The sequence below is a fragment of the Phreatobacter aquiterrae genome (assembly GCF_053471285.1).
In genome coordinates this window covers 120,987-140,743 of the sequence record NZ_JBJPHW010000002.1, presented here as the reverse complement: position 1 = coordinate 140,743, position 19,757 = coordinate 120,987, and the positions used below count along the sequence as shown (strand labels likewise).

Genomic DNA, 19,757 nt, shown 5'->3' with positions numbered 1-19,757 from the left:
TGTCCGCGCCAACGAGTCCAAGAACGGACCGGATTTTTCCATTGTGGGACCTAAAGGGAGAATGAAGCTCATGGAGCGCCGCACTTTCATCAAGACCGCGTCGGTTGCCGCCGCCGCATCCGCTGTCGCCGCACCGGCGATCGCCCAGACCGCTCCGGAAGTGAAATGGCGTCTGACGTCATCCTTCCCGAAGTCGCTCGACACCATCTACGGCGCCGCCGAGGTCTTCTCGAAGTCCGTCGCGGAAATGACCGACAACAAGTTCCAGATCCAGGTCTTCGCCGCCGGTGAAATCGTTCCCGGCCTGCAGGCGATGCAGGCGGTGCGTGACGGCACGGTGGAGTGCTGCCACACGGCGTCCTACTACTATGTCGGCATCGACCCGACCTTCGCCTTCGGCACCGCCGTTCCCTTCGGCCTGAACTCGCGCATGCAGGATGCCTGGCAGTTCCAGGGCGGTGGCATGGAGCTGATGAACGCCTTCTACGCCAAGCACAACATCCATGCGATCCCGGCCGGCAACACCGGCTGCCAGATGGGTGGCTGGTTCCGCAAGGAGATCAAGACGGTCGCCGACCTCCAGGGCCTGAAGATGCGCATCGGCGGCTTTGCCGGCCGCGCCCTGCAGAAGCTCGGCGTCGTGCCGCAGCAGGTCGCCGGCGGCGACATCTATCCCTCGCTGGAGAAGGGCACGATCGATGCGGCCGAGTGGGTCGGCCCCTATGACGACCAGAAGCTCGGCTTCAACAAGGTGGCGCCGTTCTACTACTATCCCGGCTGGTGGGAAGGTGGGGCCATGCTCCACAACATGTTCAATGTCGCCAAGTACAACGCGCTTCCGGCCAGCTACAAGGCGATCCTGCTCAACGCCTCACACCACGCCAACACGTGGATGCAGGCGCGCTACGACGCCCAGAACCCGGCGGCACTGCGCCAGCTCGTCGCTGCCGGCACGCAGCTGCGTCCCTTCTCGCTGGAGGTGCTCGAGGCCTGCCTCAAGGCGGCCAACGAGGTGAACGCCGAGACCTCCGCCACCAATGCCGACTTCAAGAAGATCCTGGATTCGACCATGGCCTTCCGCGGCGAGCAGTATCTGTGGTGGCAGGTGGCCGAGTACACCTACGACACCTTCATGATCCGCGCCCGCGCCCGCGGCTGATCACGATCCTGTCGACGAGACATCGCCCCGGCGGAGCAATCCGCCGGGGTTTTTCGTTGCCGGCGGGGGATTGCGGCCCGCGACGTGCAATTTTGGCCACAGACTGCGTGTTTTCCCCGATGCGGATCGCCTCGGCGCGGCTGTCTGATCCTCAAGCCGGTCCATCAGATCGCAGGCACCCGAACGACCTGCACGAGCCCGGCAGAGGAAACCGTAAGGAAGGGAACTCCCATGCAACGCCGAAATTTCGTCAAGGCAGCGGGCGCAGGCCTCGCCGCCGCGGCGGTGGCCTCGCCCGCCGTCGCCCAGTCCATGCCGGAGGTGCGCTGGCGCCTGACGTCGAGCTTCCCGAAATCGCTGGATACGCTCTACGGCGTCTCGGAGGTCTTCGCCAAACGGCTCGCCGAGATCACCGACAACCGCTTCATCATCCAGCCCTTCGCAGCCGGCGAGATCGTCCCCGGCCTGCAGGCCATGGATGCCGTCTCCAGCGGCACGGTGGAGTGCTGCCACACCGCGTCCTACTACTATGTCGGCAAGGACCCGACCTTCACCTTCGGCACGGCGCTGCCCTTCGGCCTCAATCCGCGCATGCAGAACGCGTGGTTCATCGAGGGCGGCGGCACCGACCTGCTGAACGAGTTCTACAAGTCCTTCAACATCCGGGCCGTCGCCTGCGGCAATACCGGCACCCAGATGGGAGGCTGGTTCCGCAAGGAGATCAAGACGGTCGGCGACCTCAACGGCCTGAAGTTCCGGGTCGGCGGCTTTGCCGGCCGCATCCTGACCAAGCTCGGCGTCGTGCCGCAGCAGATCGCCGGCGGCGACATCTATCCGGCGCTGGAGAAGGGCACGATCGACGCCGCGGAATGGGTCGGCCCCTACGACGACGAGAAGCTCGGCTTCGCCAAGGTGGCGCCCTACTACTACTACCCCGGCTGGTGGGAGGGCGGCGCCCAGCTCCAGACCATGGCGAACACCGCCAAGTGGGAGCAACTGCCGAAGCACTACAAGGCCGCCTTCGATGCCGCCGCCTACCAGGCGGGGACCTGGATGCAGGCCCGCTACGACGCGGCCAATCCGGCCGCTCTGCGTCGCCTTGTCGCCCAGGGCACCCAGCTCCGGCCCTTCTCGCTGGAGGTCCTGGAGGCCTGCTACAAGGCGGCGAACGAGCTCTATACCGAGGTTGCAGCGCAGAACCCGTGGTTCAAGCGGGTGCTCGACAATACGGTGGCCTTCCGCAACGAGGAATATCTCTGGTTCCAGGTTGCCGAGTACACCTTCGACTCCTTCATGATCCGCATGCGCGCACGCGCCTAGGCTGATCGACAATTGTGGCCGGGCGAGCGCATCGCCCGGCCGCGACCGCACCGGCGGACGAGACACATGCAACTGGCGCGGCGATGGGTGGTGGCGATGGCGCTGACCGTCACGGTGCCGGCTTCGGCTGAAACCTCCGTCCGCTTCACCAACGCCGAGGGCGTCTCGATCGAGGCCGGGCTGCTGTTGCCCGCCGGTCAGGGGCCCTTTCCCGCCATCGTGGCGCTGCACGGCTGCGGCGGGCGTGACAACGGCCGGGGCGCCCTCGCGCGCCGCCACCGCGACTGGGCCGATCGCTGGGTGGGGCAGGGGCACGCCGTGCTGCTGCCGGACAGTTTCGGATCGCGCGGCCTCGGGTCTCAATGTTCCGTCGCGGACCGCAGCGTGCGGCCCGGACGCGAGCGGGCCAGCGATGTCGCCGCGGCGCGGGCCTTCCTGCAGGGGCGCGCCGACATCCGCGCCGACCGGATCGTCCTGATCGGCTGGTCGAACGGCGGCTCGACGGTGCTCTATGCCCTGTCCGACAGCCGGCGCCCGGCCGATGGCCGTCCGGACTTCGCCCGGGCCGTGGCCTTCTATCCGGGCTGCCGCACGCCGCTCGGCCGTAGCCTCTTTCCCCGCGTGCCACTGACTATTCTCGTCGGCGAGGCCGACAACTGGACGCCGCCCGGTCCCTGCCGCGATTTCGTGGCCGCGGCGCGGGCCGCCGGCGCGCGCGCCGACCTCGTCACCTATCCCGGCGCCTTCCACGGCTTCGACGATCCCGCCTCCCGGCCGCGCGAGCGCAGCGGTCTGGCCTATACGGCGGATGGTTCGGGACGCGCCATGGTCGGCACCGATCCGGCCGCCCGCGCCGATGCCATCAGGCGGATCGGCGATCTCCTGCGGCCGCGCTGACGGCGGTCAGGGCGTGTAGCCCGGCGGGCGCTTCAGCCAGGGCGTGTTCGCCAGAATCTCGCTGCGGCCGAACGCGAACAGCGCGTTCATGTAAACGGGGTCGAAGGGCTTGTCGTAGGGCACTGTGAAGCGGCTGGAGATATAGGCGAGGTTGAAGTCGACCCGGTCGCGCTGGGTGACCAGGTACATCCGGTAGATGTCGCCGATGGCGTTTGCCGAGATCATGGTCGAGATGGAGCGCGCGGCGATCTGGACCAGACCGCGCTTGACCTCGTCGTGCAGTTCCTGAGTCCGCCCGTTGCGGATGATCCAGGCGACGCGCGGCGTCCGCCTGACGTATGCCGGGGCCAGTCGAAGCGGCGTATTGCTCGCATAGAGGAAGACCTGTGTCGTGGCGCCGCCATCGACATGCATCTCCTGCCGGCGGGTGCCGCCGACCATCACGTCCATCATGACCGGCGGGAAGGCGCCGGGAACGGAGGCCGAGGCCAGCAGGATGTCGCGAATGGCCTGGACCCTGGCCGGATGGTTGCTGACGGCGATGGCGCCGATGTTCCAGGCGATCGGCTGCCCGAGGTCGAGATTGGTGGTGCCGACCAGCAGCAGGCGGCCCTTCTGGTACTCGCGGCCGATCTCGGCGACCATTTCGGGCGTGATGTAGGTGGCGATCAGGCTGGCGAGCGGGCGGCTGTCGGCGGCGGAATCGCTGCCCAGAATGGTGAGGATCGGCAGGAGCTGGGCGATATTGTCCCGCTGGACGGTCGTGTAGACGGCCTTCAACTGCTCGTCGTAGCGACTGCCGAGAAAGGCGAAGGGCGCCGTCAGCGCGCCGGTGGAGACACCCGTGACGAGGCGGAACTGCGGGCGGTCGCCACGTTCCGTCCAGCCGTAGAGAAGGCCGGCACCGAAGGCGCCGTTCTCGCCGCCGCCGGAGATCGCCAGCATGTGCTGGGTGCCGGTCATCCCAGACATCTGCTGCCGCCGCTCGGCGGCCAGGAACATCTGGGCGAGCAGTTCGGCGTTGCCGGTCAGTGAGAACCGGGCATCGGGAATCCCTAGGAAAGTCGCCTCTGCGGTCTCGTGGCGCTGCACCGACGGCAGGCGCGGCTGGCTGGCGCAGCCGGCCAGTACCAGCGCGACGGCCGCGACGGCCATCATGCGGAACAGGGGCGAGATCGCAAGGCGCATCGGTCACTCCACCCTGCCTCGATAAGGCTGCGGCGGGCGGCCGTCTAGGACCGAAAAGACACGGGCCGCGACCCGTGTCGCGGCCCGGTTGACGTCAGTTGCGCGGCGGCGGCGGCTCGAGGCCTGGCGGCGGTCCGCCGAGACCGGGAGGCGCACCGAGGCCGGGAGGCGCGCCAAGTCCGGGAGGTGCGCCAAGTCCGGGAGGCGCGCCGAGCCCTGGCAGGCCGCCCGGGCCTTCGAGGCCGGGCAGGCCGCCGCCTCCGAGGCCCGGAAGCTCGATGCGAATCTCGACCTTGGACGGGTCCACCGTGGAGGCGGTTCCCTTGTAGTGCAGCACCATGCCCGGGAAGGTGATCACCAGCGCCACCATGATGCACTGGATGACCACGAAGGGCACCGCGCCCCAGTAGATCTGCATGGTGGTGACCGGCTCCATGCGCAGGCCCGTCACCTTGTCCGTATAGGGCTCCTTCGGCGCCACAGATCGCAGGTAGAAGAGCGCGAAGCCGAAGGGCGGGTGCATGAAGCTCGTCTGCATGTTGACGGCCAGGATCACGCCGAACCAGATCAGGTCGATGCCGAGCTTTTCGGCGGCCGGGCCGAGCAGCGGAACCACGATGAAGGCCAGCTCGAAGAAGTCGAGGAAGAAGGCCAGCAGGAAGACCATGATGTTGACGACGATCAGGAAGCCTGCCTGGCCGCCCGGCAGCGACACGAGCAGGTGCTCGACCCAGACGTGGCCGTTGACGCCGTAGAAGGTCAGCGAGAAGACGCGTGCGCCGACCAGGATGAACAGCACGAAGGCCGACAGCTTGGCGGTGGACTCGCTGGCCTGGCGCACGAGGTCCCAGGACAGGCGCCGCTTCATGATGGCGAGGATCATCGCGCCTGCAGCCCCCATGGCGCCGCCTTCGGTCGGCGTCGCGAGGCCGATGAAGATGGTGCCGAGGACGAGGAAGATCAGGCCGAGCGGCGGCACCATGACGAAGGTGACCTGCTCGGCGATGGGCGAGATCAGCTTCACGCCGGCGAAGCGCTCGACGACCCCGACGACGATCGCGTAGGCGAAGCCGAAGGCGGCGGCCTCCGCGATGAGCGACCATGTCGTGTAGCCACCCTGCTTGAGGAAGTAGTAGGCGACCATCAGCGCCGCGGTGGCGGCGACGGTGAGGATCAGCCGCTGCGCGCCGAAATAGTAGTTGCAGACGGCCGCGATGAAGGCGACCAACACGGCCACCGACATGGACAGGATGACGAAGTCGGCGCCGCCCTTCACGCCCGTCTGGTTCATGATGAACACGGAAACGAACGCCGAGAAGAGCACGAGGATGCCGAGCTTCCAGGTGCCGCGCTTGCCGTCGTCCTGCATGTAGAGGAGGGCTTCCTTCGGCAGGCCGGGGGCGTTCTTCGGCGTGAGCAGCGCGACCAGGAGCACATAGCCCGCGTAGAGCGAGGACAGCACCATTCCGGGCACGAAGGCTCCCTCGTACATGTCGCCGACGGAACGACCGAGCTGGTCGGCCATGACGATGAGGACGAGCGAGGGCGGGATGATCTGTGCCAGCGTGCCTGAGGCAGCGATGACGCCGGTGGCGAGCCGCCGGTCATAACCGTAGCGCAGCATGATCGGCAGCGAGATGAGACCCATCGAGATGACTGAGGCGGCGACGACGCCGGTGGTCGCAGCCAGCAGCGCGCCGACGAAGATGACGGCATAGGCAAGCCCGCCGCGGATCGAGCCGAACAGCTGGCCGATGGTGTCGAGCAGGTCCTCGGCCATACCGGAGCGCTCGAGGATGAGGCCCATGAAGGTGAAGAACGGGATCGCCAGCAGCGTGTCGTTGTTCATCGTCCCGTAGATGCGCTCGGGCAGCGCCTGCAGGAAGTTCGGCTGGAACAGCCCGAGTTCGATGCCGATGATGGCGAAGAACAGGCCGTTGGCGGCCAGGGCGAAGGCCACCGGATAGCCGAGCAGCAGGAAGAAGACGAGGGCGACGAACATGACCGGCGCCATGTTGGCGCGGACGAAGTCGCCGAAGCCGGACCCGGTGGCCGCCTGCGCCGGTTCGGCGAAGAAGGCGAGGGCAAGGAGGGTGAGCGCGGCGGCGGCGAGGGCGCCCGAGAGGGAACGACGGATGGACACTGATTTTCTCCCGGTACGCGTCACTTCTTGGCCGCGTCGAGCAGGCCCTGGGCCTTGGCGACCTCAAGCAGGCGCGCCGCTTCGGCTGCCGCCATGTCATGCGCGCCGCCGCCGTGGACGTCCTCGAGCTCGCCGCGCATGATGGCGATGCGCTTGATGAGCTCGCTGACGCCCTGGAACAGGAGCAGCACGAAGCCGGCGACGACCAGGAACTTGGCCGGCCAGACCACCAGGCCGCCGGCATTCATCGACTGCTCGTTCTGCAGGTAGGATTTCAGGAAGAACGGCCAGCTGTCATAGAGCAGCAGGATGCAGAAGGGCATGAGGAACAGGGCGTGCCCGACGACGTCGATCCAGTTGCGCACCCGCTTCGGCAGCAGGCTGTTCACGACGTCGATGCGGATATGCTCGTTGGAGAGCAGCGTCCAGGCGGCGCAGAGCATGAAGACGGCGCCGAACAGGTACCACTGCATTTCCAGCCAGGCGTTCGATGAACTCGAGAACACCTTGCGGATGATCGCATTGCCCGCCGAGATGACGACGGCGACGAGGATCAGCCAGCTGACGGCCTTGCCGATGGCGGTGTTCACCGCGTCGATGACGCGGCTGATGGAAAGCAATACCTGCATGCCGGGCACACTCCCTGGAAGGCCATGACCTCGCGGGGGCGCAGCCTTCCGGGACGATCGGAACCCGCTCCCTGCGACGGCCGACCGGACCAGCCCGTCCGGTGCGCCGCCAGGAAAGAGGTCCCCGAGGCGGCCGGTCCGCTCCGCTTGGTGGAGCGTAAACCTCGGCCGGCCGTGATCGCCCGTCATGCCTGTCCCGCTGACCAGCCCCGCGGTTGTTGTGCGGTGACCGGCTCGGCGCCTGAGCGCCGCGGCTTCTCTATGCCACGGCTTCGGCGCGGACAATAGTGGTCTGGTGACAATCGGGATCGAAAGCGAGGGATTGAGCGCGGAAAATTGCGCTCCGGGCGCGCGCCAGGACACAAACGCCAATCGCAGCGGTCAGGGCAGCGTCGTCTCGGCTTCCGCCTTGGCGTCGCGCACGCGCAGGCGCACGCGCTCGCGATGAAGCGTGTACAGCCCCGCCCCGACGATGAGGGCGATGCCGGCCCAGCTCGCCGCATCTGGCCATTCACCGAAAACGGTGATGCCCGAGACGATGGCCCAGACCATGACCGAATATCGGAACGGCGAGACCAGCGAGACCTCCACGCCGCGGAACGCGAGGATCATCGCGTGATTGCCGACGACAACCACCGTGGCCGCGGCGAGCAGGATGAGCACGTGGGTCTGCGTCGGCGGGACCCAGGTCTGGAACGGGATCATCGCCGCGCCGAAAGCCCCGACGGCGACGCAGGTCGTCAGCGTGATGACAATGGTGGGGATGCGCGGGTCGATGAAGCGCGTGACCATGTCGCGCACCGCGCAGAAGACCACGCTGGCGAGCGCCATGGCGGTGGCCGAGCCCGCGACGAATCCGGCGCCGCCCGGCTTCACCACCAGCAGCATGCCGGCAAAGCCCGCAGCGACCGCCGACCAGCGCCGCCAGCCCACCTGTTCCTTCAGGAGAGGGCCTGACAGAGCGGTGATCAGCAGCGGCGTGATGAGGAAGATGGCGGTGATGTCGGCGATCGGCATGTCGGCGATGGCCGTGATGAAGAGAAAGGCGACCAGCGCCTCGAGCCCGGCGCGGCTGGCGACCAGCGGCGAGGCCGCCTTGCCGATGTGCCGGACATGGCCGGCGATCACCAGCCAGGCGAAGACCATCACTGTGGCGAAGGCGCCGCGGATGGCGATGATCTCGCCGGAGGGCAGGTCCCGCGCCACCAGCTTGACCAGGGTGTCGTTGGTCATGAAGCAGGCCATCGCGGTGCACATCGCGATGATGCCCCGGCGATTGGCGCCCGCATCCACCGCGGGAGCGGTGAAGGGGGTCAAGGCACGGCTCCGCCGCCGGCGGCGAACCGGTCGAGACGGAACAGCGAGATGTCGTGGCGCGTGGCGCCGGAGATGGCGAGGTCGGCCAGAACCTCGCCCATCACCCCGGCGAACTTGAAGCCGTGGCCCGAGCAGGGCGAGGCGACGACGACCTGCGGCAGGCCGGGCAGGGTGTCGACGATGAAATGCTCGTCCGGGGTGTTGGTGAACATGCAGCAGCGCAGCCCGAGGAGCGGCCCGTCCGCGTCGGGGAAGGTCTCGCGCAGGACCGCGCGCAGCGCCGCCTCATCCTGCTCGGTCGGCTCCCGCGACAGGCTGTCGGCGTGGCCGGTTTCATTCAGGTGGTGATAGAGGCCGATCTTGAATCCGGGCACGCCGAAGACCGGGAACTGGTAGCAGGAGGTCGAACCCGTCTCGACGATGGAGACGGGGAAGGCGCCGAGGGCGAAGTGCTCCGGAACCCTGGGCTGGAACCAGCCAAGCACCTGACGTTCGGGAGCCGCGAGGCTGGCGAGATCGGCGGCGTGGTCGCCGATCCATGCGCCGGTCGACAGGATCAGCCGGCCGGCCTCGTAGCTCCCCCGCGACGTCGTCACGCGTACGCCGCCGCCCGCGGTGGGCTCCCAGCCGAGGATGGCCTCGCGCGCCCTGATTTCGGCGCCGGCCGCCATCGCCATGGTGACGTGCGCGACGATGGCGCGCTCGCTCATGACGAAGCCCGCATCGGCCTGGAAGTTGGCGACCTGATCGGCGCCGAGGCGGAAGCCGGGGAACCGCCGCATGGCCTCTTTCGCATCGAGGAGTTCGTGCGGCAGGTCGTGCTCCCGGCAGGCGGCGAGCGATCCCGACACCACGCGCCCGGCGGGTGGACCCGCGTCGATGCCGCCGGTGATGTAGAGGAGCTGTTCGCCGAACGCGCTTTCCGTCTCCCGCCACAGCTCATAGGCCCGGCGCAGAAGCGGCACGTAGAGGGGATGTTCAAAATAGGCGAGCCGGATGATCCGGTTGGTCCCGTGCGACGACCCCATCGCATGCGGAATGTCGAAGCGTTCGAGGCCCAGAACCCGCTGGCCGCGGCGCGCCAGTTGATAGGCCGCGGCCGATCCCATCGCGCCGATGCCGGCAACGATCACGTCATAGTTGGCCACGCTTGTGCGCTCCGGTCGCTTCGTCCCCGCGATTCAGCTAGCGCCAGATCGCCGCGGCGTCGAGGGCGGCGGCGTCGCACCTGCCCCGCGATGAAAGCCTAGTCGATCGGCTGCTCGAAACTGCGCTGCACGTCGTGCCGGATCAGGTCGAAGACGGGGCTGCGGGGAGCCGGCTTCTCGGCCGTGCTGACGCCCTTGAACGCCGGCTTGGCGACCTGCGGTTCGACCACCGCCTCGCCGCGCAACTGATACGCCATGAGCGAGACCGTCATGGCGACGTCGAGCGCGAGAATGATGGTGATCGCCGCGAGCCAGCCGGCGAGGGCGGGAACCCGCAGGCGACGCGCGGGCGGTTCTGCGGCCGGGATGGCGGGTGCGATGCGGGCGCCTGACGAGGATGGAACGGCCGCAATCCCGGTCGGCTCGAAGATCGGACGATAGGACCCCGGCACCAGACGAATGCGCAGCGGGTCGTTCGCTCCCGGACCCGCGTAGTAGAGGTCGAGTGCCGTGCGAAGGCGCATGGCCGTGACGCGCACCGTCGAGTCTCGGTCGGGATCGAAGTCGGGAGGCCGGCCGAAAGCTTCCACGGCGATCGTATAGGCCTTGATGGAGCGGCCATCGCCGGCGAGCGTGCGCTCGACGACATGCGACAGCATCGTGGCCAGAACGGAGCCGTCCGGGACGAAGGACGATTGGAGAAGCTGCTGCAGGGCCTCCCGCACAAGAACGGGATCAGCCTGCGCCGCCGGAGATGATGAGTTCATCACGGTCGCCTCAGTAGGACGGGCCGCCCGACGCTTCGCTGCGCAGGATGGCATGTGGGGTTGAATGCGAATCGAGCCCGTGGCGGAACGAATCCGCTAACTCGTGGGGCTCCTGTATAAGGACGCATAAGCCTTCCGATTGTGGCGCGAAAGGGGCATTTTCCCTTGCGGCAGCCCTGGTGCAATGCAGGTAAGAGCTTCGCGCAGCGCCCGGACGTGTTTATTTCTTCTGTTCGTACACGAATGAAATAATCTTATCAGCCGCCGGTCATGCTCATGTGCCTTGATACCGAAGGCCGCTGCATCCGGCGGTCTATCACGAAGTCGTGACCTTTCGGTTTGCGGGCGATGGCCCGGTCGATAGCGGCGAACAGAAGATCGTCGGCCTCCGAGGCGCGCAGCGGCGCGCGGAGGTCGGCGGCGTCCTCCTGGCCGAGACACATGTAGAGCGTTCCGGTGCAGGTGACCCGCACCCGGTTGCAGCTTTCGCAGAAATTGTGGGTCATCGGCGTGATGAAGCCGATCCGCCCTCCGGTCTCCGCCACATCCACATAGCGCGCCGGACCGCCGGTACGGTGCTGGCTCTCGGTGAGGGTCCAGCGCTCGGAGAGCTCAGCGCGCACCATCGACAGCGGCAGGTACTGGTCGAGGCGGGACGGTTCGATGTCACCCAGCGGCATGACCTCGATGAAGGAAATGTCCATGCCCTTGCCGTGAGCCCAGGTCACGAGATCGGCGATCTCGGCCTCGTTGACACCCTTCAGGGCCACCGCGTTGATCTTCACATGGATGCCGGCGGCCAGCGCCGCGTCGATGCCCTTCAGCACGGCGTCGAGGTCGCCCCAGCGGGTAATGGCGCGGAACCGCCCCGGATCCAGCGTATCCAGCGAAACGTTGATCCTCCGGACGCCGCAGGCGGCGAGGTCGGCGGCATGGCGGGCGAGCTGCGAGCCATTGGTCGTCACGGTCAGTTCGTCGAGCGTCCCCCGGTCGAGATGGCGCGACAGGGAGCGGAACAGCGTCATGACCTCCTTGCGGACCAGGGGCTCGCCGCCGGTCAGGCGCAGCCGGCGGACACCCTTGGCGATGAAGGCCGAGCAGAGCCGGTCCAGTTCCTCGAGGGACAGCAGGTCCTTCTTCGGCAGGAACGCCATGTTCTCCGACATGCAGTAGACGCAGCGGAAATCGCAGCGGTCCGTCACCGAGACGCGCAGATAGTCGATGGACCGCCCGAAGGGGTCGATCATCGGGGCCGGTTTCACCGAGGCGGCAGCGTCGAACATGCAATCCTCCCGGCCGCCCGGCGTGAAGCCGGCCGCCATGACCTCTATTTAGGCATGCTTGTGCCGTTCGTCACGCCCCTGCGGCGTTGAAGTACGCGGCGGAACAGTCTACCTCTCCGTTCCGTTCTGCGACACGTTCTCGCTCAGGGAGATGCGGCCATGCGGGAGATCAGCGCTGTCGAAAGCGCCACGGGTCGCCAGCATGCCTGGCCGACCGAGTTGCGATTGTCCGCCGACCGGCGCCGCCTCACGGTTACCTTCGACGACGGGCACATTTTTGCCCTCGACGCCGAATATCTGCGGGTGGAGAGCCCCTCTGCGGAAGTGCAGGGGCATTCACCGTCGGAGCGCAAGTTCGTCGGGGGCAAGAAGGACGTGCAACTGATCGGGGTCGACCGGGTCGGTCACTATGCGGTCCGCCTCAGCTTCGACGACATGCATTCCTCCGGCATCTACTCATGGGACTACCTGTATGAGCTCGGACGAGACCACGACGCGATCTGGACCCGCTACCTCGACGGACTTGCAACCAGTGGCGGCGCCCGCGAACGTCCCGGCCGTTGAGTTGGCGCCGGACGATCGCGCAAAGCTCGACGAACTGGCGGCCGCCCTCGACGGCTTCAGCCTCGACCGGCCGGATCCGCCGATGGGCTCGCCGGTCGTGCCCGCCGCGCCGCCGCCTGTCGTCCTTGATCCGCTGATCGTGACCGCCCCGGTCGACACGCCCGCCGAGCCGGAACTCTCTCCCGAGCCGCCCGCGCTCGCCGTTCCGGCCTCGCGCCTGCAGCCTTTCCCCGCCACGCCCCCCGTTTCCGCGACCTCCCTGCCGACGAGTTCAACAGCCATGATCCCGTGGATCGAGACCAAGCAATTCACCGTCGACCTGTTCCCCAACTGGACCAAGACGGAGGGCGACAAGGAGTGGAGCCTCGGCGCCGTGACGGTCGACGTCCCCGAGATCACGTCCCGTCTCGACCAGCTGATCGCCTCGCTCAACGAGGACCAGTGGGAGATCAAGATGGTCGTTCCGCTGGACAAGAGCCTGACCTACCACGAGCATCAGAAGGTCGTGCGCCAGGGTAACCGGCGCGAGGCCGAAGCGGTACTCGGCGCCTTCGGCCTCGGCTGGGCCGCCGGCACCACCGCCTCGCTCCTGGTCGTTTGCCAGCGCACCGAATATCTGGAGGCCGCCGACTACCGGGCGCGCATTGATGCGCGCAACGCGCGCCTTGCCGATTCCCAGCGCGAGCGTGACCGGGCGACGGCCCTTGAGCACAACAACGCCATCAACGCCAAGATCACCGCGGCCCAGAAGCTGCTCGACGATCTGAGGACCAACGGCGTGAAGGTGAAGAAGTCCGGCCTCTTCCGCGGCGAGAAATTCGTCGTCGACGAGGCCGAGTTCACCAACCGAACCGAGGCGGAATCGGCCCTGCGTGCCCGCATCGGCGAGCTTGAGGCCGATCTCGCCGCGCTGCCGCGTCAGCTCCGGTCCATGACCTGACACCTGCGCCGGCCGAGACCGCGGCCGGCTCATTCTCCTGATCGCTGGATTGCCGCGCCGCTTCACCGTTGCGTGAACGGCGGGCCGTGCTAGTTTCCCGGCCAAGACGGCCGTGAAGCCGCGCGATTCAAATCTCCCAGGAGGAACCATGACCAAGACTATCGACAGGCGAACTGTGCTCTCGCTGACGGCGGGGACGCTCGCCGCCCCCTTCATCGGCAGCGAAGGGTTTGCGCAGGCCTACCCGAACCGCCCTGTCACCGTGATCGTGCCCTTCGGCGCCGGCGGCTCGACGGACGTCATCGGACGCATCGTGACCGAACGGCTGCTCGCCAAGCTCGGCCAGAGCTTCGTTATCGAGAACAAGGCGGGCGCCGGCGGCAATGTGGGCGTCGCGGCCATCGCCCGCTCGGCCAATGACGGCTACACGATCGGCATGACGACGATCGCCAATCACGGCATCAACCCGAATCTCTATGGCGATCGCCTGCCGTTCAAGCCGATGGACGACTTCGAGTTCCTGTCGCTGTCCTCGGCGCAGCCGAATTTCATGTGCGTCCACCCCTCGGTGCCGGCCCAGACGCTGCCGGAGTTCATCGCCTATCTGAAGGCCAACCCGGGCAAGGAGAATTTCGGCTCGTCGGGCATCGGCACGTCGATCCATCTCTCCGCCGAGCTGTTCATGCAGCTGACCGGCACCCGCATGACCCATGTGCCGTTCCGCTCGTCGGCGGGCCTCGTGCAGGGGCTCCTCACCGGCGAAGTGAAGCTTTCCTTCGACAATTTCACCTCGCCCTATCCGCACTACAAGGCCGGCACCCTCCGCGGCTTTGCCGTCACCTCGCTGAAGCGGGTGACCATCGCGCCGGAGATTCCGCCGCTGAACGACACCCTGCCGGGCTTCGACATCACCTCGTGGAACGGCTTCGTGGCGCCGAAGGGCACGCCGAAGGAGATCACCGAGCGCCTGTCGAAGGCGCTGCAGGAAGTTCTCGCCGAGCCGGCCGTCATCAAGCGCTTCGAGGAAATGGGCGCCGAATCGACGCCATCGACGCCCGATCAGATGCGCGAGAAGGCCGTCACCGAGATGGCGAAGTTCAAGAAGATCATCGATACCGCAAACATCAAGCTGCAGAACTGACGGACGGAGGCGCCACCGCGCTCAGGCGTGGTGGCGTTCCCGGCTGTCGGCGGGGGCTTCGGCCCGTTTCTCCGCCATGTCGTAGTCGCGTATCACCTGAGCGACGCGCAGCCTGTAGCCTGCGAACATCCCGTCCCGCCCCGCCGCCTGCGTCGCCCTGTGCATGGCGTGATTGCGCCAGGCCTTCACCGCTTCCTCGTCGCGCCAGAACGACAGCGACAGGAGCTTCGCGGGATCGGTCAGGCTCTGGAACCGCTCGACCGAGAGGAAGCCGTCGATCGCCTCGAGCTCCGGTCGCAGCCGTGCGGCGTGGTCCATGTAGCCGGGCAATTGCCCTTCGGCCGGCTGCACTTCGAAGATGACGACGATCATGGCATTCCCCTGACGGCGTGCTTTTCTGTATTAAGTGTAGAACAACGTGCGCGTGCCGTCATGCGGCCGCCGCCGTCCAGGCGCTTTGACGCACCGCGCCGGACATGGTGGGCTGGGCGCGTTCCTGCAGCGAGTCGCCCTGCCATGACCATCGGCCTCTTCTTCGCCACCATCGCGGCCGCGATGATCTACGTGCTCACCCCAGGTCCAGCCTTCCTTGCGCTCTTCGCCTTGGCGGCGAAGGACGGACGCGTGTCCGGCACCTGGTTCGTCACCGGCCATCTCGTCGGCGACGTGCTGTGGGGGACGCTGGCGCTGGCCGCCATCGTCGGCGTCAACCAGTTGGGTCCCCTCCTGTTCGAGATCCTCGGGCTCGTCTGCGGTGCCTACCTGATCTTTCTCGGGGTGAGGGCGCTCATGGCGCGGGAGGCCTCCGGAACCACCGTGATCGGCGGCCGCCACCCGCTGGCGGCCGGCCTGATCTTCGGGGTGACCAACCCGAAGGCCTATCCGGTGTCCGTGGCCATGTTCACCGTGCTGGTCGGGCATTATTCCGGCCTGCTGACCTGGGACCTCGCGCCCTTCGTGATGCTGGTGGCCTTCCTCGGCTTCATCCTCGCCGACATCATCCTGGTCGCCGTCGCAGGGCTTCCGGCCGTCCGCCGCTTCTTCCTCACCCACGGCCTCATCGTGACGCGGCTGGTCGGTCTGACCTTCGTCCTGTTCGGCGTAAAGTCGGGGAGCGATGCGATGCAGAGCTATCGCCAGCGGGCCTGAGGGCGGCGCGGGTGCATTCGCCGCGCCGCTCTGCTAACCCGACGCCATGACGTCCGCCTCCGCCACCGACAAGCCTTTCGCGCGCCTGCCTGACGATCCCGCGCGGGCGGCGATCATCGTCATCCTCGGCTTCACGGCGCTGCGCATCGTCTTCGCCGCCCTGCTCGGCTTCGGCGTGGACGAGAGCTACACGCTGGGGCAGGCGCGCCGGCTGGCGCTGTCCTATTTCGACCATCCGCCGCTGCACCTGTGGCTGGCCCATGTGTCCCTTCTCGTCATCGGCACAAACTGGGCGGTGCGGCTGCCCTTCATCGCGCTCTTTGCCGGCACGTCCTGGCTGATGTTCCGTCTGACCGAGCGGCTGTTCGGCGGCTGGCCGGCCGTCTGGGCGGTCCTGGCGCTGAACGCCTCGCTGTTCTTCCTGGCCTCTCCCGGCACCTGGATCGTGCCGGACGGACCGCTGCTGTTCTTCCTCGCCGGCGGCGTTCTGGCCCTGGCGCGGCTGTTCTTCCCGCGAGAGGACGAAAGCCCGTCGCCCTGGACCGCCTGGCTGATCGCCGGGCTCTGCTTCGGCCTTGCCGGCCTGTCGAAATACTCGGCGCTCTTCGTCGTCTTCGGCCTCGCGCTCTTCCTGCTGGCGACGGAGCACCGCCGCTGGCTCGCCCACCCCGTGCCCTGGGCCGGCGCCGTGCTGGCGGCGCTCGCCGTCTCACCGGTTATCGTCTGGAACATCGCCAACGAGTGGGTCTCCCTGCGCTTCCAGGCGGGCAGGGGCGGCGGACAGGGGCTGACGCTTGCCGCCTTCGCCCAGATGCTGGCTGGGCAGTTCGTCTGGCTCGCTCCCTGGATTGCCGTGCCGCTCGCCACCATCGCGGCGCAGAACCTCGGCCGGCTGAAGGAGCCGCGCCGCCTGTTCCTGATGGCGCTGGCGGCCCCGACGATCCTCTATTTCACGCTGCAGTCGCTGTGGTCCGGCTGGGCGCTGCCGCACTGGCCCATGCCGGGCTGGTTCTTCGTCTTCCCCTTGCTCGGCGCCTGGATGGTGGCGAACCCGCAGGCGAGCCCCTCGCCGCGCGTCTGGGCGAAGTGGTGCGTCGGGCTGGCGGTCGTCCTGTCGCTCGGCATCGGCGCCATCGGCGCCACCGGCGTGCTGACCCGCCTCGGCGTCCCCGTCAGGGCGGACCCGACGGTCGACGCCTTCGACTGGGTCGCCCTCAGGCCCGTGCTTGCCACCAGGGGTGCAACGAAGGGCGCCGGCCCCGTGGTGGTCGGGCTCACATGGAACGAGGGCGGCAAGGTCGATCTCGCCGTCGGCGATCGCGCCGACGTCATGGTCATCGGCCCCGACCCGCGCGGCTTCGCCTTCCGCCAGGTTCCCCGCGCCTTTCGCGGCGGCGATATCCTGATCGTCGCGCTCGCCGGCACATGGGCCCGCCAGCAGGCGGTGTTGCAGAGCCAGTTCGAGGTGATCGGCGAGCCGGAGAGGCTGTCCATCGGCCGCGGCGGCCGGCCCGAACTCGAACTTGTCATCGTGCCGGCGCGAGGGCTGAAGTCGATGGCGCCGGTGAGCGTGGCGGCCCGCTGAGGGGCACGTGCCGGGTCGCACTGCACCTTCATGCGGTCGGGGCCGCACGGGGCGTGCAAGCAGAAAGGGCGGCACCTTGCGGCACCGCCCTTCGCATGTCCGCCGACTGAATCGGCTTACTGGATGCCGCCGAGCATCATCAGCTTGATCTCGATGAACTCGTCGAGGCCGTAGTGCGAGCCCTCGCGGCCGAGGCCGGATTCCTTGACGCCGCCGAAGGGGGCGACATCGGTGCCGACGAGGCCGGTGTTGATGCCGACCATGCCGTATTCCAGTGCTTCGGCGACGCGGAACACGCGCCCGATGTCACGGCCGTAGAAGTAGCTGGCAAGGCCGAAGGGCGTGGCGTTGGCGAGCTCGATCGCCTCCTCCTCGGTCTTGAAGCGGTAGATCGGCGCCAGCGGGCCGAAGGTCTCCTCGCGCGTCACCAGCATGTCCGGCGTGACGCCGGAGATGACGGTCGGCTCGAAGAAAGTATGGCCGAGATCGGAGCGCTTGCCGCCGGTCTCGATCCTGCCGCCCTTGGCGACGGCGTCCTTCACATGGGCCTCGACCTTATCCACCGCCGCCGGCTTGATCAGCGGGCCCTGGTCGATGCCGGGCTCAAGCCCGTTGCCGACCTTCAGCGCCTTCACCCGTGCCGTGAACTTGGCGACGAACTCGTCATGCACCGTGTCCTGGACGAAGATGCGGTTGGCGCAGACGCAGGTCTGGCCCATGTTGCGGTACTTGGAGACCATGGCCCCCTCGACGGCGGCGTCGATGTCCGCGTCGTCGAAGACGATGAAGGGCGCATTGCCGCCAAGCTCGAGGCCGACGCGCTTCACGGTGGAAGCGGCCTGAGCCATCAGCAGCTTGCCGACCGGGGTAGAGCCGGTGAAGCCGATGAAGCGGACGGTCGGGTGCTCGCACCAGACCTTGCCGATGGGCGCGGCGTCGCCGGTTATGATGTTGATGACACCTGCCGGGATGCCGGCGCGGTGAGCCAGTTCGGCAAGGGCGAGGGCCGTCAGCGGCGTCTCGGGAGCGGGCTTCACCACCATGGTGCAGCCGACGGCAATCGCCGGCGAGCACTTGCGGGTGATCATCGCCGCCGGGAAGTTCCACGGCGTGATGGCGGCGCAGACGCCGATCGGCTGCTTCTGCACGAGGATGCGGTGGTCGGGCCGGTGCTGCGGAATGATGTCGCCATAGACGCGGCGCGCTTCCTCGGCGAAGAACTCGACGAAGGAGGCGGCATAGGCGATCTCGCCCTTGGCCTCGGCCAGCGGCTTGCCCTGCTCGGCGGTCATGATCATGCCGAGGTCGTCGGTGTTGGCGATCATCAGGTCGAACCACTTGCGCAGGAGGTTCGAGCGCTCCTTGGCGGTCTTCTTCGACCACAGCTTGAAGGCCTTGGCGGCGTGCTCGACGGCCTCCGCCGCCTCCGTCGCGCCGAAGCGCGGCACATGGCCGATGGTCTGGCCGGTGGCCGGGTTGACGACGGGGTCGACCGGCGTGCCGACCCATTCGCCGTTGACGTAGCATTGCGACTTGAGGAGCGTCGGGTCCTTGAGCGGCAGCGGCGTGGTCTTCAGGGGCGCGTTCATCGGGACCTCCGGGGCTTGCGGAATGAGAGACCGGCTTTCTAACACCGGCGCACCGTCGGCGCACCCTGCTCCTTGCAGGGCAGGCCGCGCGGCGTGACAGGGCGGGCGGCTTGCGGCATGAGGGGCGGAGCACAGGATGAGCCGCATGACCATCGCCGCCCCGACCATCGTCTTCGACCTCGACGGAACCCTCGTCGACACCTATCCGGACCTGATCGGCACGCTGTCGTGGCTGCTGGAATCCGAGGGTCTCGAAGGCATCGATTTCGACGAGGCGCGCAAGCTGATCGGCCACGGCATGAGGCCGATGGTGGAGAAGGCGCTGAAACTGAAGGGCCGGGGCGAGACGAAAGCCGAGGTCGATGAGGTGTTCGCCCGCTACATCGCTGTCTATGAGACCCGACTGACGCGCGACAGCCGCCCCTTTCCCGGCATGATCGAGGCTCTCGACCGTCTCGCCGACGAGGGCATGGTGCTGGCCGTCTGCACCAACAAGGTTCAGCGGCTGGCGCGCCAGTTGCTCGAGGAACTGGACATGGCGCGCCGTTTCGCCGTCATCGCCGGCGCCGACACCTATTCCGTCCGCAAGCCCGATCCGGGCCACATCCTCATGACCGTGCGCGATGCCGGCGGCGATCCCTCCCGTGCCGTCATGGTCGGCGATTCCGATACGGATATCCGCGCGGCGCAGGCCGCCAGCGTGCCGGTGATCGCCTATTCCGGCGGCTACACCGCCATTCCGCTGCCGAGCCTCGGACCGGACGTGATTATCGACCATTACGACGATCTCGCCGCAGCCGTCGGACGCCTCCTGCCGGCGGCCTCTCATACGGAAGTATAAGGCGGGGGCGTCCCGCCCTGAGATACGCTTAAGCCCGCGTTTACCACGAACCGGCACAATTCCCGCAAAATGACCGTGCTTTCCGCGCGGCACGGTG

18 protein-coding genes are annotated in these 19,757 nt (G+C 67.6%); 9 read left to right on the top strand and 9 right to left on the bottom strand.

Annotated elements, in window-relative coordinates:
• The first annotated feature begins 70 nt into the window (after positions 1-70).
• From ACJ4V0_RS03160 to ACJ4V0_RS03150, 3 genes are all read left to right on the top strand, one after another.
• Positions 71-1,159, top strand: coding sequence for a TRAP transporter substrate-binding protein (locus ACJ4V0_RS03160; RefSeq protein WP_448298102.1), 1,089 nt, complete (start codon positions 71-73; stop codon positions 1,157-1,159).
• A gap of 231 nt (positions 1,160-1,390) precedes the next feature.
• Positions 1,391-2,479: a TRAP transporter substrate-binding protein gene (locus ACJ4V0_RS03155; protein ID WP_448298101.1), complete on the top strand. Its 1,089-nt coding sequence runs from the start codon at positions 1,391-1,393 to the stop codon at positions 2,477-2,479.
• Between the two features lie 66 nt (positions 2,480-2,545).
• The gene (locus ACJ4V0_RS03150; RefSeq protein ID WP_448298100.1) at positions 2,546-3,376 is read left to right on the top strand and encodes a dienelactone hydrolase family protein; all 831 of its coding nucleotides are present in this window, start codon (positions 2,546-2,548) and stop codon (positions 3,374-3,376) included.
• Positions 3,377-3,382: 6 nt separating this feature from the next.
• Here the strand turns inward: ACJ4V0_RS03150 and ACJ4V0_RS03145 are convergent, their stop codons facing one another.
• From ACJ4V0_RS03145 to moaA, 7 genes are all read right to left on the bottom strand, one after another.
• On the bottom strand, positions 3,383-4,564 hold the full coding sequence (locus ACJ4V0_RS03145) for a patatin-like phospholipase family protein (protein WP_448298099.1): 1,182 nt from the start codon (positions 4,562-4,564) through the stop codon (positions 3,383-3,385).
• A gap of 94 nt (positions 4,565-4,658) precedes the next feature.
• Positions 4,659-6,578 carry a TRAP transporter large permease gene (locus tag ACJ4V0_RS03140; protein ID WP_448298462.1) on the bottom strand — a complete coding sequence of 640 codons (1,920 nt, stop codon included), beginning with the start codon at positions 6,576-6,578 and terminating at the stop codon, positions 4,659-4,661.
• Positions 6,579-6,727: 149 nt separating this feature from the next.
• On the bottom strand, positions 6,728-7,336 hold the full coding sequence (locus tag ACJ4V0_RS03135; protein WP_448298098.1) for a TRAP transporter small permease subunit: 609 nt from the start codon (positions 7,334-7,336) through the stop codon (positions 6,728-6,730).
• A 381-nt stretch (positions 7,337-7,717) separates the two neighbouring features.
• Positions 7,718-8,653, bottom strand: a complete 936-nt coding sequence (locus ACJ4V0_RS03130) for a DMT family transporter (RefSeq protein WP_448298097.1) — start codon at positions 8,651-8,653, stop codon at positions 7,718-7,720.
• Positions 8,650-9,801 carry an N-methyl-L-tryptophan oxidase gene (gene solA / locus ACJ4V0_RS03125; RefSeq protein ID WP_448298096.1) on the bottom strand — a complete coding sequence of 384 codons (1,152 nt, stop codon included), beginning with the start codon at positions 9,799-9,801 and terminating at the stop codon, positions 8,650-8,652. Before solA ends, ACJ4V0_RS03130 begins: the two co-directional genes overlap by 4 nt.
• A 98-nt stretch (positions 9,802-9,899) precedes the next feature.
• On the bottom strand, positions 9,900-10,568 hold the full coding sequence (locus ACJ4V0_RS03120; RefSeq protein WP_448298095.1) for a hypothetical protein: 669 nt from the start codon (positions 10,566-10,568) through the stop codon (positions 9,900-9,902).
• 257 nt (positions 10,569-10,825) lie between these two features.
• Complete coding sequence (gene moaA / locus ACJ4V0_RS03115; protein WP_448298094.1) at positions 10,826-11,851, bottom strand: GTP 3',8-cyclase MoaA; 1,026 nt, start codon at positions 11,849-11,851, stop codon at positions 10,826-10,828.
• Between the two features lie 159 nt (positions 11,852-12,010).
• Between moaA and ACJ4V0_RS03110 the strand changes: the two genes are divergently transcribed.
• The 3 genes from ACJ4V0_RS03110 (at position 12,011) to ACJ4V0_RS03100 (ending at position 14,496) form a co-directional block, all read left to right on the top strand.
• The gene (locus ACJ4V0_RS03110; RefSeq protein WP_448298093.1) at positions 12,011-12,415 is read left to right on the top strand and encodes a gamma-butyrobetaine hydroxylase family protein; all 405 of its coding nucleotides are present in this window, start codon (positions 12,011-12,013) and stop codon (positions 12,413-12,415) included.
• Between the two features lies 1 nt (position 12,416).
• Complete coding sequence (locus tag ACJ4V0_RS03105) at positions 12,417-13,355, top strand: hypothetical protein (protein ID WP_448298092.1); 939 nt, start codon at positions 12,417-12,419, stop codon at positions 13,353-13,355.
• 148 nt (positions 13,356-13,503) lie between these two features.
• Positions 13,504-14,496, top strand: a complete 993-nt coding sequence (locus ACJ4V0_RS03100) for a Bug family tripartite tricarboxylate transporter substrate binding protein (protein WP_448298091.1) — start codon at positions 13,504-13,506, stop codon at positions 14,494-14,496.
• 21 nt (positions 14,497-14,517) lie between these two features.
• Here ACJ4V0_RS03100 and ACJ4V0_RS03095 read toward each other — a convergent pair whose 3' ends face one another.
• Positions 14,518-14,868: an antibiotic biosynthesis monooxygenase family protein gene (locus ACJ4V0_RS03095; protein ID WP_448298090.1), complete on the bottom strand. Its 351-nt coding sequence runs from the start codon at positions 14,866-14,868 to the stop codon at positions 14,518-14,520.
• A 144-nt stretch (positions 14,869-15,012) separates the two neighbouring features.
• Here ACJ4V0_RS03095 and ACJ4V0_RS03090 point away from each other — a divergent pair, with 144 nt between their 5' ends.
• Positions 15,013-15,645 carry a LysE family translocator gene (locus ACJ4V0_RS03090; protein WP_448298089.1) on the top strand — a complete coding sequence of 211 codons (633 nt, stop codon included), beginning with the start codon at positions 15,013-15,015 and terminating at the stop codon, positions 15,643-15,645.
• A gap of 46 nt (positions 15,646-15,691) precedes the next feature.
• Positions 15,692-17,230 carry an ArnT family glycosyltransferase gene (locus ACJ4V0_RS03085; protein WP_448298088.1) on the top strand — a complete coding sequence of 513 codons (1,539 nt, stop codon included), beginning with the start codon at positions 15,692-15,694 and terminating at the stop codon, positions 17,228-17,230.
• Between the two features lie 116 nt (positions 17,231-17,346).
• Here the strand turns inward: ACJ4V0_RS03085 and ACJ4V0_RS03080 are convergent, their stop codons facing one another.
• Positions 17,347-18,819: an NAD-dependent succinate-semialdehyde dehydrogenase gene (locus ACJ4V0_RS03080; RefSeq protein WP_448298087.1), complete on the bottom strand. Its 1,473-nt coding sequence runs from the start codon at positions 18,817-18,819 to the stop codon at positions 17,347-17,349.
• Positions 18,820-18,964: 145 nt separating this feature from the next.
• Here ACJ4V0_RS03080 and ACJ4V0_RS03075 point away from each other — a divergent pair, with 145 nt between their 5' ends.
• Positions 18,965-19,660: an HAD-IA family hydrolase gene (locus tag ACJ4V0_RS03075; protein WP_448298086.1), complete on the top strand. Its 696-nt coding sequence runs from the start codon at positions 18,965-18,967 to the stop codon at positions 19,658-19,660.
• Positions 19,661-19,757: the final 97 nt, after the last annotated feature.

Excerpts from the sequence above, each read along its gene's own strand:
- ACJ4V0_RS03110 (WP_448298093.1), top strand. The coding sequence starts at position 12,011 with ATGCGGGAGATCAGCGCTGTCGAAAGCGCCACGGGTCGCCAGCATGCC.
- ACJ4V0_RS03120 (WP_448298095.1), bottom strand. The coding sequence starts at position 10,568 with ATGAACTCATCATCTCCGGCGGCGCAGGCTGATCCCGTTCTTGTGCGG.
- ACJ4V0_RS03085 (WP_448298088.1), top strand. The coding sequence starts at position 15,692 with ATGACGTCCGCCTCCGCCACCGACAAGCCTTTCGCGCGCCTGCCTGAC.
- ACJ4V0_RS03095 (WP_448298090.1), bottom strand. The coding sequence starts at position 14,868 with ATGATCGTCGTCATCTTCGAAGTGCAGCCGGCCGAAGGGCAATTGCCC.
- ACJ4V0_RS03100 (WP_448298091.1), top strand. The coding sequence starts at position 13,504 with ATGACCAAGACTATCGACAGGCGAACTGTGCTCTCGCTGACGGCGGGG.
- ACJ4V0_RS03080 (WP_448298087.1), bottom strand. The coding sequence starts at position 18,819 with ATGAACGCGCCCCTGAAGACCACGCCGCTGCCGCTCAAGGACCCGACG.
- ACJ4V0_RS03090 (WP_448298089.1), top strand. The coding sequence starts at position 15,013 with ATGACCATCGGCCTCTTCTTCGCCACCATCGCGGCCGCGATGATCTAC.
- moaA (WP_448298094.1), bottom strand. The coding sequence starts at position 11,851 with ATGTTCGACGCTGCCGCCTCGGTGAAACCGGCCCCGATGATCGACCCC.
- ACJ4V0_RS03160 (WP_448298102.1), top strand. The coding sequence starts at position 71 with ATGGAGCGCCGCACTTTCATCAAGACCGCGTCGGTTGCCGCCGCCGCA.
- ACJ4V0_RS03155 (WP_448298101.1), top strand. The coding sequence starts at position 1,391 with ATGCAACGCCGAAATTTCGTCAAGGCAGCGGGCGCAGGCCTCGCCGCC.
- ACJ4V0_RS03150 (WP_448298100.1), top strand. The coding sequence starts at position 2,546 with ATGCAACTGGCGCGGCGATGGGTGGTGGCGATGGCGCTGACCGTCACG.
- ACJ4V0_RS03135 (WP_448298098.1), bottom strand. The coding sequence starts at position 7,336 with ATGCAGGTATTGCTTTCCATCAGCCGCGTCATCGACGCGGTGAACACC.
- ACJ4V0_RS03140 (WP_448298462.1), bottom strand. The coding sequence starts at position 6,578 with ATGGCGCCGGTCATGTTCGTCGCCCTCGTCTTCTTCCTGCTGCTCGGC.
- ACJ4V0_RS03075 (WP_448298086.1), top strand. The coding sequence starts at position 18,965 with ATGACCATCGCCGCCCCGACCATCGTCTTCGACCTCGACGGAACCCTC.
- ACJ4V0_RS03145 (WP_448298099.1), bottom strand. The coding sequence starts at position 4,564 with ATGCGCCTTGCGATCTCGCCCCTGTTCCGCATGATGGCCGTCGCGGCC.